A 12,568-nucleotide genomic window follows, 5' to 3' on the forward strand; every position below is an offset into this window, starting at 1 on the left:
GTCTTGTGGGGGAAGTTTATGCGGCGCGCGCAAGCCGGTGGAACCCGGTCTACCGTCAGGCGGATTCGCGCAGTCGCCGTTTGATCCGGGCCAGCATCGCCGACATGCCGCGCAGCCGCAGCGGGCTGATCAGATCGGCCAGTCCGAGGTCGGTGTAGAAGTCCTCGGGCACCGCCAGAATGTCGGCCGCGGACGCTTCGTCCAGCCCCGTCGCCAGGATCGAGGCGAACCCACGGGTGGTCGGGGCCTCGGCCGGTGCGCTGAAGTGCAACCGCACCCGGTCGGGGTCGCTGGCGTCGACGTGCAGGAACAGCGGGGACTGGCATTCGGGCACCGGCTCCATCGCCGAGGGGGCCAAGTCCGCGGGCAGGTCCGGCAGGTCGTTGGCGAACTCCAGCAGCAGCTGCAGCTTCTCCTGGCCCTGGACTTCGGCGAAGTCGGATATCACTTCGGCCAGGGCCGTGGGCATGCTCATCAGGCCGGTACGGTCCCGGGATCTTCGCCGGCCACGATCGGCACCCGCACGGTGTTGCCCCACTCGGTCCAGGAGCCGTCGTAATTGCGCACCCCCGGCTTGCCCAACAGGTGGGTGAGTACGAACCAGGTGTGGCTGGACCGTTCGCCAATACGGCAGTAGACGATCGCCTTGTCCTCGGGGGTCACGAATCCGTACAGCTCGTCGAGCTCCTCGCGGCTGCGGAAGCGTCCGTTCTCGTCGGCCGCCTTACCCCACGGGATTGAGCGGGCGGTGGGGATGTGGCCGGCGCGCAGCGCACCCTCTTCGGGATAGTCGGGCATGTGGGTGCGCTTGCCGGTGTATTCGTCGGGGGAGCGCACGTCGATTAGCGGCTGGCCACCCAGGGCCGCGAGCACGTCGTCCTTGAAGGCCCGGATCGGCGCGTCGTTGCGTTGTACGACGGGATAGCCGGCCGAGGTCTTGGTGGGCACTTCCAGGGTGGTGTCGCGGCGCTCGGACAGCCATAAGTCGCGACCGCCGTTGAGCAGCCGCACGTCGGGATGCCCGAACAGGGTGAACACCCACAACGCGTACGCCGCCCACCAGTTGCTCTTGTCGCCGTAGATCACCACGGTGTCTTCGCGAGCGATGCCCTTGCTGTCCATCAGGGCGGCGAACTGCTCGCCGTTGATGTAGTCGCGAACCCGCGGGTCGTTGAGGTCGGTGTGCCAGTCGATCTTGACGGCGCCGGGGATATGTCCGACGTCGTAGAGCAGCACGTCTTCGTCGGATTCGACGATCGCCAGGCCGGGCGAGCCGATATGGGCGGACAGCCAGTCCGGGGTGACGAGGCGTTCGGGGTGGGCGTAGCCCGACAGGCTGGGGCTGGGATCCGGGGGCAGAGGCACGTCTTGAAGCCTACTCAGTGTTTGCGCACTACCCGTTCCGGTTGGCCCGGTTTCCAGATGGTGATGTCGAGGTGGTCATCGCGCACTTCCACCGCCGATGCCCCGGTGATCTCGACGCCGACCATGTCGAACTCCTGGCCTCGCAGGTCCAGGCCGATTTCGTCGAACAGCGCCGCGGCGAAGCGTTCGTGCAGCCCGCCGTACGCAACGAAGCGAGCCAGCCCCCAAAGTTTTGCGTCGCCGTCGGCGACTGCCGTGTCGACCGTCGCCGTGTGCAGACATAACTTCGGATTGCGTTGCAGGTCAAAGTATTTAGTGGTGTTCGGCATTCCCGTGATCCACAGTTGATCCTCGAAGATCCGGGGCTCCATCGGGCTGATCCGTGGAAATCCGTCGGATCGGATGGTGGCCAACATGCATAGGTTTCCGGCCGCGGCGTGGCGGCGGGTGAAGACGGCGCCGATGCGAGGGGCGTCGGCGGTGAACTGTGCCCAGGACGTCATAGGGTCGAGACTAGGAGGCTGCCCACAAGTCGGCGACCGACAGTCCGCAGCGGGCCAGCAGGGTGCGCAGTAGCGGCAGGCTCAGCCCGATCACCGTCGACGGGTCGCCGTCGACGCCGTCGACGAACCAGCCGCCCAGCCCGTCCAGGGTGAATCCGCCGGCGACTTGCAGCGGCTCGCCGCTGGCCAGGTAAGCCGTCAGGTCGCCGGCCGCCGGAAATCCGAAATGCACTGTGGTGATTGATGTTTCGGCTTCGGTTTGCACGACGACGTGGTCGCGCAGCCGGATCAGGCAATGCCCGGTGTGCAGTTGACCGGCTTGCCCGGCCATCGACTGCCACTGCCGGCGGGCGTCGTCGATCGACCCGGGCTTGCCGCACAGCCGGCCATCCAGGTAGAGCATCGAGTCACAGCCGACGACAACGCAATCCGCGGTCAGGTCGGGTTCATTCAAGACGGCGCTCACCTGCTTAGCCTTGGCGACGGCCAGGGCGCGCACCACCTGGTCGGGCGCAACGCGGGGACCGAGCCCGGCGACCAGGGCGTCCTCGTCGACTCCGGAGACCACCACTAGCGGTTCGACGCCGGCCTGGCGCAGGACTTTGAGCCGGCCGGAGGAGGCCGACCCGAGCACCAGCCGGGTCATCGACGCATGTGCTTCATTTCCTGCAATGTGATGCGCTGCCAGCTGAAGACGGGGTAGCGCAACTTGTCCACCGGCAAGCCCCAGCGGGTGGCGACGGGCTCCGGTGGCGGTGTGCCGCCGCCGATGCAGCCCAGCACGGCGACGAGCGCGGCCAGCTCCTGATCGGTCGGGTGCCCCTTGAGGATCTGGAGGTGCGGCTCGTGCGGATGCGGCGCCTCGACCGTTGCCGGTGCCTCGTCGCTGATAGGGGCGCTCATAGGGGGATGTTCCCATGCTTCTTTGGCGGCAACTGCGCGATCTTGCGTTCCAGCAGCCGCAGCGCCGTGCCGATGTAGCCGCGCGTGTGCGACGGCGGGATCACCGCGTCGACATAGCCGCGCTCGGCCGCGATGTACGGGTTCACCAGCGTGTCCTCGTACTCCTGCTGCAACTGCAGGCGCAGCGCGTCCACGTCCTCGCCCGCCTGAGCCGCCTCCTTGAGCTTGCCGCGGTAGACGAAACCGACCGCGCCGGAGGCGCCCATCACCGCGATCTGCGCAGTCGGCCAGGCCAGGTTGACGTCGCAGCCCATGTCCTTGGACCCCATCACGCAGTAGGCGCCGCCGTAGGCCTTGCGGGTGATGACCGTGATCTTGGGGACGGTTGCCTCGCCGTAGGCGTAGAGCAGCTTGGCGCCGCGGCGGATGATGCCGTTGTATTCCTGGCCGGTGCCGGGCAGGAAGCCGGGAACGTCGACCAGCATCACAATCGGGATGTTGAAGCAGTCGCAGGTCCGGACGAACCGGGCGGCCTTCTCGGAGGCGTTGATGTCGAGGCAACCGGCGAACTGGGTGGGCTGGTTGGCGACAATGCCTACTGGTCTACCGTCCACTCTCCCGAATCCGACGATGATGTTCTGCGCGTAGCCGGCCTGGACTTCGAGGAACTCGTCGTCGTCGAGGATGCGGACGATCACCTCGTGCATGTCATAGGGCTGATTGGGCGAGTCCGGGATCAGCGTGTCCAGCTCCAGGTCCTCGTCGGTGAGGTTGTCCTCGATGGGGCCGACCGGCAGTGGCGCCGGCTCGCGGGGCGCGTCGGTGGCGTTGTTCGGCGGCAGGTAGCTCAGCAGGTCGCGGACGTAGTCGAAGGCGTCCTGCTCGCCGGACGCTACGTAGTGCAGCGTGCCGGACTTGGCCATATGGGTGTGGGCGCCACCAAGTTCCTCCATGGTGACGTCTTCGCCGGTGACGGTCTTGATGACGTCGGGTCCGGTGATGAACATCTGGCTGGTCTGGTCGACCATGATGACGAAGTCGGTCAGGGCGGGGGAGTAGACGTGCCCACCCGCGGCGGCGCCCATGATCAGCGAGATCTGCGGGATCACACCCGATGCCAGGATGTTGTTGCGGAAAATGCGGCTGTACAGGCCGAGGGAGACCACACCCTCCTGAATGCGGGCGCCGGCTCCATCGTTGATGCCGATCAGTGGTCGGCCGGTCTTGATCGCCAGCTCCTGGACCTTAACGATCTTCTCGCCGTACACCTCGCCCAGGCTGCCGCCGAAGACGGTGGCGTCCTGGCTGAAGATGCAGACGTCGCGTCCGTCGATGGTGCCGTAGCCGGTGACCACGCCGTCGCCCACCGGACGGTTGGCCTCCAGGCCGAAGTTTTTGCTGCGGTGCTTGGCCAGGGCGTCGAGTTCGACGAAGGAATCCTCGTCCAATAGCGCGGTGATGCGTTCGCGCGCGGTGAGTTTGCCCTTGGCGTGCACTTTGTCCACAGCGGCTTCACCGACTGGGTGCAGCGACTCTTCGCGACGCTTGTGCAGTTCGGCCAGCTTGCCGGCGGTGGTGTGGATATCGATGACGTGCTCGGCTGCGGGCTCAGCCGTATGGGAAGACTGGTCGGTAACGCTTGTCATGGGAGACGATGTTATCGGCAGCCCCCTGCCCCGTCCTTAGGCAGCCCTTAAGTAGTCTCCGGTGATGGGCGACGACGGCGCGCTGGACTTCTCGCAGGAGTATGACGTTCTGGTTGCCGGTTCCGGCGGCGGCGGCGTCACCGGCGCTTACACCGCCGCTCGCGAGGGCCTGGACGTGTTGCTCGTCGAGGCGACCGACAAGTTCGGCGGCACCACCGCCTACTCCGGCGGAGGCGGGGTGTGGTTCCCGTGCAACCCGGTGCTGCAGCGGGCCGGCAGCTGGGACGGTGTCGAGGACACCATCGACGACGCGCTGACCTACTACCACGCAGTGGTCGGCGACCGGACCCCGCGCGAACTGCAGGAGACTTACGTGCGCGGCGGTGCACCGCTGATCGAGTACCTTGAGCAGGATCCGCACCTGAAGTTTGTGCCGCTGCCCTGGCCCGACTACTACGGCAAGGCGCCCAAGGCGCGGCTCGACGGCCGGCGCCACATCGCTGCCAAGCCCCTGAAGGTGGCCGCGGCCCCCGAGCTACGCGACGCCATCCGTGGGCCGCTGGACACCGACCGGCTCGGCGCTCCGACACCTCCCGACTACTACATCGGTGGCCGCGCGCTGATCGCGAGGTTCCTGACGGCGATCGGGCAGTACCCGAACGCGACGCTGCGCCGCGACACCGCCCTGGTCGACCTCGTCGTCGTAGACGGCAGGGTGCACGGCGCCGTCGTCGAGCGCAACGGTGAGCGCACGGCAATCCGGACCCGGCTCGGCGTCCTGTTGGCCGCCGGCGGTTTCGAGAACAACGACGAACTGCGCCGCCGGTACGGGGTGCCCGGCGTCGCCCGCGACACAATGGGCGGGCCGGGCAGTCTCGGCCAGGCACTACAGGCGGGTATCGCTGCCGGCGCTGACACCGACCTGTTGGACCAGGCGTGGTGGTCGCCGGGCATGACGCATCCCGACGGACGCTCGGCGTTCGCGCTGTGGTTTACCGGCGGCATCTTCGTCAACCAGGACGGCAACCGTTTCGTCAACGAATCCCGGGCCTACGACCGCGCGGGCCGCGAAATCATCGCCCGGCTGCGGGACGGGTCGGTCACGTTGCCGTACTGGATGATCTACGACGACCGCGAAGGCGAAGTGCCGCCGGTCAAGGCCGCCAACGTGCCCATCGTCGAAACGCAGAAATATGTCGACGCCGGACTGTGGCACACGGCCGACACGCTCGAGGAACTCGCCACCCTAATCGGGGTACCCGCGGCCGCGCTGACGGCGACGGTCGCGCGGTTCAACGAGTTCGCCGCCGCTGGCCGGGACGACGATTTCGGCCGCGGAGACGAGGCGTTCGACCGCGCGTTCTCCGGCGGCGCCTCGCCGCTGGTTCCGATCGACAAGCCGCCCTATCACGCTGCCGCATTTGGCATCTCGGATCTGGGCACCAAGGGCGGGTTGCGCACCGACGCCGCCGCCCGGGTGCTCGACGCGTCCGGGCGGCCGATCCCCGGCCTCTACGCCGCCGGCAACACCATGGCCGCGCCGAGCGGGCTGGCCTATCCCGGTGGGGGCAACCCGATCGGCACCAGCATGCTGTTCAGCCACCTGGCGGTACGGGACATGCTCGGCCGGGCGGCCGGCGCCTCCTAAGCTAGCCCGATGACCGACCGCGACCAATCAACGCCCCTCGACGAGGCCGCGCTGCGCGTCGAGGTGCTCGGCGAGCCTTCCTACTGGCGCCGACTCGACGTCGTCGCCCAGACCGGATCCACCAACGCCGACCTGTTGGCCCGCGCCTCGTCGGGGGAGGACATCGACGGCGCGGTGTTGATCGCCGAGCACCAGACGGCCGGTCGCGGGCGTCACGGCCGCACCTGGCTGGCGTCGCCGGGCGCGCAGCTCACCCTGTCGGTCGGGGTGCGGGTGGACGACGTGCCGACCGCCGGCTGGGGCTGGCTGTCGCTGGCCACCGGCCTGGCGGTGGTCGACGCGGTAGCCGGCGAGACCCCGGTAGAACCGTGCCTCAAATGGCCTAACGACGTGCTCGCCGGAGCCTCCAACTCGATGCGCAAGCTGGCCGGGATCCTGTCCGAGGTGTCCCAGCCGTTCGCGGTGGTCGGCATCGGGCTCAACGTCGCCGAGGCGCCCCGTGACGTCGACGGGCCCGGGGCCACCTCGCTGCGCGACGAGGGAGTCCAGACACCCGACCGGGACCTGTTGGTGCGTCGGCTGCTGCGCGAACTCGGCGAGCGCATCAAAGCGTGGCGCGGCGCCGACGACGGCTGGGCCGCGTTGGCCAACGACTACCGGGCCCGCAGCCTGACCCTGGGCTCGCGGGTGCGCGCCGAACTGCCGGGCGGAAGCGACGTCGTCGGCATCGCGCGCGACGTCGACGAGCAGGGCCGGCTGTGCCTGGAGACCTGGGACAACGACGCCGACAAGTCGGGCCAGACCGTGGTGGTGGCCGCCGGCGACGTGGTGCATTTGCGGTAGCCAGGCCGGGCGATAGGGTCGCGGATATGAGCTATCCGGACAACGCCCTGGCCGCTGGCGAGAAGGTCGTGTTGCATCGGCATCCGCATTGGAAGCGGCTGATCCTGCCGGTCCTTGCGCTGATCCTGTTGACGGGGCTGGCCGCGCTGGGCAGCGGGGTGATCGACGGCAGCCAATGGCAGCCGCTCACCAAGAAAATTTTGTTCGGCGTTATCTGGGGCATCTGGCTGGTCATCGTCGCCTGGCTGACGGTGTGGCCGTTCCTGACCTGGCTGACCACCCACTTCGTGGTGACGAACCGGCGGATTATGTATCGGCACGGCGTGCTGACCCGCAGTGGCATCGACATCCCGGTGGCGCGGATCAACAGCGTGGAATTCCGGGATCGGATTTTCGAGCGGATCTTCCGGACCGGAACGCTGATCATCGAGTCGGCGTCGCAGGACCCGCTGGAATTTCACGACATCCCGCGGTTACGCGAGGTGCACGCGCTGCTGTATCACGAAGTTTTCGACACGCTGGGCTCCGAAGAGTCGCCCAGCTGAGCCTGCGCCTTGCGCTTGTTGCGCCATGCGCGCAGCAGCGTGACGTTGCCGCCTTCGATCTGGTCCTCGAAGACCTCGGCGATGCCGCCGGCGGTAAGCGCCGATTCCAGCGCCCGGTCCGGGTCGCGCGCGAACGCGTCCGGGAACACCCAGCGCCGGAAGGCCCAGAACCGGAACGCCATTTGCAGCAGGTTGCCGATGATGTACGCCGATAGGAAGTCCGCGAGATTCTCCACCGTCAGCGACACGTTGGGCACCCGCAGCTGCAGCACGTAGCTGGAGAACCACAGCGGGGCCATACTCAACAGCACCCCGACGCCGCTGAATGCGAAGAACAGCAGCGCCTCGTGGTGGCGCTCGCGGCCCCCGCGGTTCCGGAAGCTCCACTCCCGGTTCAAGATGTAGGACGCGATGACCGCGACGATCCCGGCGATCACCTTGGCGGTGACCGGCTTGGATTCGAGAATGGTGAGCTTGAGCGTGTAGAAAATTGCCGAGTCGATGATGAAAGTGGTGCCGCCGACGATGGCGAATTTGATCAGTTCATGGTGGCGCATCGCAAAGGGCTGAATTACCCCCGGGAGGCGCGCAATCGTGGCATCGGCAAAGGACACAGCACGCCAGTCTACGGACGATCTCGAAACCGACGCAAAATGATACATAACGATTTGGTAGAACGGCCGGTAAACACGCCGGTCAGGCACCGTGACACCATGATGGCCGTGCCGAGTCCCCGTACCCCGCTGGTGGCGATGGTGGGCGGTGGTCAGCTTGCCCGCATGACGCATCAGGCCGCTATCGCCCTCGGTCAAACCCTGCGTGTTCTGGCTAACACCGGTGACGAGCCGGCGGCCCAGGTGAGCCCCGACGTGGTGATCGGTTCTCACACCGATCTCGAGGACCTGCGCCGGGTGGCGGCCGGGGCCGCCGCGCTGACCTTCGACCACGAGCACGTGCCCACCGAGCTGCTGAACAAGCTGGTCGCCGAGGGCGTCAATGTTGCCCCGCCCCCCCAAGCCCTGATGCACGCCCAGGACAAGCTGCTGATGCGGCAGAAGCTGATGGCGCTGGACGCACCGGTGCCCCGCTGGCTGGGTATCGAGACTGTCGAGGGACTCGGCGAGCTTGAGGCGTTCGCGCGGCAAACCGGTGGTGCGCTGGTGGTCAAGGCCGCCCGCGGGGGCTACGACGGCCGCGGCGTGACAATGGCGCGTGACCTCGCCCACGCTGGGCAGGTCGCTGCCCAGTACCTCGCCGACGGGGTGCCCGTGCTCGTCGAGGAACGGGTAGGGCTGCGCCGGGAGTTGTCGGCGCTGGTGGCCCGCTCGCCGTTCGGCCAGGGCGCGGCCTGGCCGGTGGTGGAGACCGTGCAACGGGACGGGATCTGCGTGCAGGTGATCGCGCCGGCACCGGACCTGACGCAGGACGCGGCCGCCGACGCTGCACAGCTGGCGCTGCGGCTCGCTGGTGAGCTGGGTGTGGTCGGGGTGCTCGCCGTCGAGTTGTTCGAGACCACCGATGGCACGTTGCTGGTCAACGAACTCGCCATGCGCCCGCACAATTCCGGGCACTGGACCATGGACGGATCCCGGACCAGCCAGTTCGAGCAGCACCTGCGTGCGGTGCTGGACTATCCCCTGGGCGACACCGACGCGATCGTGCCGGTGACGGTGATGGCCAACGTGTTGGGCGCGGCGCAGCCGCCGTCGATGAGCGTGGACGAACGGCTGCACCACCTGTTCGCCCGGATGCCCGATGCGAAGGTCCATCTCTACGGCAAGGCCGAGTGGCCCGGTCGCAAGGTCGGGCATGTGAACTTCCTCGGCACCGGCGGTACCGGCCTGGCCGAGCTGCGCAATCGTGCCGAGTTGGCGGCACACTGGTTGTCCCACGCGCAATGGACGGATGGATGGGATCCACATGGTTAACGCTGATAGCCCACGCGTTGGCGTGATCATGGGCAGCGACAGCGACTGGTCGGTGATGGCTGATGCGGCCGCCGCGCTGGCCGAGTTCGATATCCCGCACGAGGTCCGGGTTGTCTCGGCGCACCGCACCCCCGGGGTGATGTTCGACTATGCCCGCGACGCCGCGGGGCGCGGCCTTGAGGTGATCATCGCTGGCGCGGGGGGAGCGGCTCACCTGCCCGGCATGGTCGCCTCGGCCACACCGCTGCCGGTGATTGGGGTGCCGGTGCCGCTGGCGCGCCTGGACGGCCTGGATTCGCTGCTGTCGATCGTGCAGATGCCGGCCGGTGTTCCGGTGGCCACGGTGTCGATCGGCGGCGCGCGCAACGCGGGACTGCTGGCCGTGCGCATGCTGGGATCGTCGGACCCACAGCTGCGAGCGCGCATTGTCGCGTTTCAGGATGAGCTGGCGCGCAGCGTGCAAGCCAAGGATGCGGCGTTGCAGCAGCGAGCGAGTAAGTTAGGCGCCGACTAGCAAGGAGGCCGAGAGATGGCTGGATGGGCCGGAAACCCGTCATTCGATTTGTTCCAACTTCCCGAGGAACACCAGGAATTGCGCGCCGCGATCCGGGCGCTGGCGGAGAAGGAGATCGCCCCGCACGCCGCCGACGTCGACGAGAATTCGCGGTTCCCGCAGGAGGCGCTGGACGCGCTGAACGCCTCGGGTTTCAACGCCGTCCACGTGCCCGAGGACTACGGCGGCCAGGGTGCCGACTCGGTGGCGGCATGCATCGTCATCGAGGAGGTCGCCCGGGTCGACGCGTCCGCCTCGCTGATTCCCGCGGTCAACAAGCTGGGCACCATGGGCCTGATCCTGCGCGGCTCCGACGAACTCAAGAAGCAGGTGTTGCCGTCGATCGCCGACGGCACCGCCATGGCCTCCTACGCGCTGAGCGAGCGCGAAGCCGGCAGCGATGCCGGATCGATGCGGACCCGGGCCAAGGCCGACGGCGACGACTGGATCCTCAACGGCACCAAGTGTTGGATCACCAACGGCGGCAAGTCGAGTTGGTACACGGTGATGGCGGTGACCGACCCCGACAAGGGGGCGAACGGAATCTCGGCGTTCATGGTGCACAAGGACGACGAGGGCTTTGTCGTCGGGCCCAAGGAGCGCAAGCTGGGCATCAAGGGCTCACCCACCACCGAGTTGTACTTCGAGAACTGTCGGGTGCCCGGCGACCGCATCATCGGAGACCCCGGTACCGGCTTCAAGACGGCGCTGGCCACCCTCGACCACACCCGTCCGACCATCGGCGCGCAGGCGGTTGGGATTGCGCAGGGCGCCCTGGACGCGGCGATCGCATACACCAAGGACCGCAAGCAGTTCGGTGAGTCGATCAGCAGTTTCCAGGCGGTGCAGTTCATGATCGCCGACATGGCGATGAAGGTGGAGTCCGCCCGGTTGATGGTCTACACGGCGGCCGCCCGCGCCGAGCGCGGCGAGGGCAACCTGGGCTTCATCTCCGCCGCGTCGAAGTGTCTGGCCTCTGATGTGGCCATGGAGGTCACCACCGACGCTGTGCAGCTGTTCGGTGGCGCTGGCTACACCGTCGACTTCCCGGTCGAACGGATGATGCGCGACGCCAAGATCACTCAGATTTACGAAGGCACCAACCAGATTCAGCGGGTCGTGATGTCGCGGGCGCTGCTGCGCTGAGTTTTCCCGTAAACAGTACGTATGTAGTTTCGCGAACCAGGGGAAAACGCCAGCGCAACCACCTACTATCCAGCAGACGAACAAGTCCACGCGATTGAGCAGCCAGTCGGGGTGGCAGGACAAAACGCAGGGCCTGTGTTCGGCGGGCCGGCCGCATGCCTGCGCGCCTTCGTCCATCCAGACGTATTCCCACTGCCCAGGGGGCGATGAGGTGAAAAGCGTGGCTTCGCGTGCACTTGAACGTGTGGCGAGGACTTGATGGTGCAAAGTTCGATCGCACCGGTTTCGACATGGCAAGCCTTGTCACTGCTGCTGGTCGAGGACGACCGCGCTGACGCGGTGCTCGTCGAGGAGCTGATCGCCGACGCAGTCGCCGACATCGAGGTGGTGTGGGCGCAGTCGATGGCGCACGCCGAACGCGAGCTGGCCACCGCGCGGCCCGATTGCGTGCTGCTGGATCTGAATCTGCCCGACGCCAACGGAATCGACGCTCTGGACCGGATTCTGCGCAGCGACGCCACCGTTCCGATTGTCGTACTGACCGGACTCAACGACGAGTTCTTCGGGGCGTCCGCGGTCGCGGCCGGTGCGCAGGACTACCTGGTCAAGGGCCGGGTGGAGCCGGAGATGCTGCGCCGGGCGCTGCTGTACGCGATCGAGCGCAAGCGTGCCGAGCTGATCGCCGCGGACCTGCACGCCAGCCAGTTGCGGGCGCGAGAGAACGCACTGCTCGAACGCGGCCTGTTGCCCTCGCCGCTGTTGCTGGACAACCCGGGTGTCGACATCGTCGCCCGGTACCGGCCCAGCCGCGAGAACGCGTTGCTCTGCGGCGACTTCTACGACGTCGTGCAGACCCCGGACCGGGTCACCCACGTGCTGATCGGCGATGTCGCCGGACACGGCCCGGACGAGGCGGCGCTGGGAGCTGCGCTGCGGATCGCTTGGCGCACACTCACTTTCGCCGGTGTGCATGGCGGCGATCAGATGCGGCAGCTGGAGCGGGTGCTGCATGCCGAGCGCGCTGAGAACGGCGTGTTCGCCACCGTGTTGAGCCTGGCGATACCGCCCGGCGGTGGCCCGATCACCGCCGTCCGGGCCGGCCACCCGGGCATGCTGCTGCACGGGCCGGGATCGGTGGAGTGGATCGAACCGCCCTATGGCCCGGCTTTGGGTCTGCGCTGCGCGGGCTGGCCACAGCATCAGGTGGAGCTGCCGCCGGGGCACGGGTTGTTGCTGCTCACAGATGGCCTGTTCGAGGGTTACGCGGGGATCAGCGGCCGCCGGCTCGGTGAGGCCGGTTTGCTCGACCTGGCGCGGCGGCACGCGGAGTCGCCCGGGCCGGAATTCGTTGACGCAATCATCGACGGCGCCGAGGAACTGGCCAGGGGCATGGGTGGGCTCAGCGATGACATCGCCGTGGTACGCGTGGAGCGCACCTCGTGAGGACTGACGCGTCGGGAACGCTGCCCAAAAAGCAGCTCACCGTAC

The 12,568-nt window shown here is 67.5% G+C and carries 13 protein-coding genes and 1 pseudogene; 7 read left to right on the forward strand and 7 right to left on the reverse strand.

The annotated features are described in order from the left end of the window. Positions 1-55: 55 nt before the first annotated feature. The 6 genes and pseudogenes from H0P51_RS06185 to H0P51_RS06210 form a co-directional block, all read right to left on the reverse strand. Positions 56-475 (reverse strand): SufE family protein, encoded by a 420-nt coding sequence (locus H0P51_RS06185; RefSeq protein ID WP_180917111.1) that lies wholly within the window; start codon positions 473-475, stop codon positions 56-58. Beyond that, positions 475-1,365, reverse strand: a complete 891-nt coding sequence (locus tag H0P51_RS06190) for a sulfurtransferase (RefSeq protein ID WP_180917112.1) — start codon at positions 1,363-1,365, stop codon at positions 475-477. The genes H0P51_RS06185 and H0P51_RS06190 overlap by 1 nt, the downstream gene beginning before the upstream one ends. 14 nt (positions 1,366-1,379) lie before the next feature. Next, positions 1,380-1,868: a pyridoxamine 5'-phosphate oxidase family protein gene (locus tag H0P51_RS06195; RefSeq protein ID WP_180917113.1), complete on the reverse strand. Its 489-nt coding sequence runs from the start codon at positions 1,866-1,868 to the stop codon at positions 1,380-1,382. Positions 1,869-1,878: 10 nt separating this feature from the next. Then, on the reverse strand, positions 1,879-2,514 hold the full coding sequence (locus H0P51_RS06200) for a Maf family protein (RefSeq protein ID WP_180917114.1): 636 nt from the start codon (positions 2,512-2,514) through the stop codon (positions 1,879-1,881). Next, a pseudogene (locus H0P51_RS06205) lies at positions 2,511-2,756 on the reverse strand (acyl-CoA carboxylase subunit epsilon); the annotation flags it as partial. The gene H0P51_RS06200 and the pseudogene H0P51_RS06205, both read right to left, overlap by 4 nt. An 11-nt stretch (positions 2,757-2,767) precedes the next feature. Beyond that, complete coding sequence (locus tag H0P51_RS06210; protein ID WP_180917116.1) at positions 2,768-4,417, reverse strand: acyl-CoA carboxylase subunit beta; 1,650 nt, start codon at positions 4,415-4,417, stop codon at positions 2,768-2,770. A gap of 64 nt (positions 4,418-4,481) precedes the next feature. Between H0P51_RS06210 and H0P51_RS06215 the strand changes: the two genes are divergently transcribed. The 3 genes from H0P51_RS06215 to H0P51_RS06225 are packed head-to-tail and all read left to right on the forward strand — an operon-like array spanning position 4,482 to position 7,453. After that, positions 4,482-6,065 carry an FAD-binding protein gene (locus tag H0P51_RS06215; RefSeq protein WP_180917117.1) on the forward strand — a complete coding sequence of 528 codons (1,584 nt, stop codon included), beginning with the start codon at positions 4,482-4,484 and terminating at the stop codon, positions 6,063-6,065. 9 nt (positions 6,066-6,074) lie between these two features. Next, positions 6,075-6,908: a biotin--[acetyl-CoA-carboxylase] ligase gene (locus tag H0P51_RS06220; RefSeq protein ID WP_180917118.1), complete on the forward strand. Its 834-nt coding sequence runs from the start codon at positions 6,075-6,077 to the stop codon at positions 6,906-6,908. A gap of 26 nt (positions 6,909-6,934) precedes the next feature. Beyond that, on the forward strand, positions 6,935-7,453 hold the full coding sequence (locus H0P51_RS06225; protein ID WP_180917119.1) for a PH domain-containing protein: 519 nt from the start codon (positions 6,935-6,937) through the stop codon (positions 7,451-7,453). Here H0P51_RS06225 and H0P51_RS06230 read toward each other — a convergent pair. Beyond that, positions 7,408-8,067, reverse strand: a complete 660-nt coding sequence (locus H0P51_RS06230; protein ID WP_180917120.1) for a GtrA family protein — start codon at positions 8,065-8,067, stop codon at positions 7,408-7,410. The genes H0P51_RS06225 and H0P51_RS06230 overlap by 46 nt on opposite strands. 99 nt (positions 8,068-8,166) lie before the next feature. Between H0P51_RS06230 and H0P51_RS06235 the strand changes: the two genes are divergently transcribed. The 4 genes from H0P51_RS06235 to H0P51_RS06250 all read left to right on the forward strand — a co-directional run bounded on the left by H0P51_RS06235 (position 8,167) and on the right by H0P51_RS06250 (position 12,523). Continuing rightward, complete coding sequence (locus tag H0P51_RS06235; protein WP_180917121.1) at positions 8,167-9,381, forward strand: 5-(carboxyamino)imidazole ribonucleotide synthase; 1,215 nt, start codon at positions 8,167-8,169, stop codon at positions 9,379-9,381. Continuing rightward, on the forward strand, positions 9,374-9,895 hold the full coding sequence (gene purE / locus H0P51_RS06240; protein WP_180917122.1) for a 5-(carboxyamino)imidazole ribonucleotide mutase: 522 nt from the start codon (positions 9,374-9,376) through the stop codon (positions 9,893-9,895). Before H0P51_RS06235 ends, purE begins: the two co-directional genes overlap by 8 nt. 15 nt (positions 9,896-9,910) lie before the next feature. Beyond that, positions 9,911-11,080 carry an acyl-CoA dehydrogenase gene (locus tag H0P51_RS06245; RefSeq protein WP_180917123.1) on the forward strand — a complete coding sequence of 390 codons (1,170 nt, stop codon included), beginning with the start codon at positions 9,911-9,913 and terminating at the stop codon, positions 11,078-11,080. A gap of 300 nt (positions 11,081-11,380) precedes the next feature. Next, entirely contained in the window at positions 11,381-12,523 is a 1,143-nt protein-coding gene (locus H0P51_RS06250) for a PP2C family protein-serine/threonine phosphatase (protein ID WP_246398726.1), read from the forward strand. Positions 12,524-12,568: the final 45 nt, after the last annotated feature.

This window comes from Mycobacterium vicinigordonae (assembly GCF_013466425.1).
Classification (GTDB): Bacteria; Actinomycetota; Actinomycetes; order Mycobacteriales; family Mycobacteriaceae; genus Mycobacterium; species Mycobacterium vicinigordonae.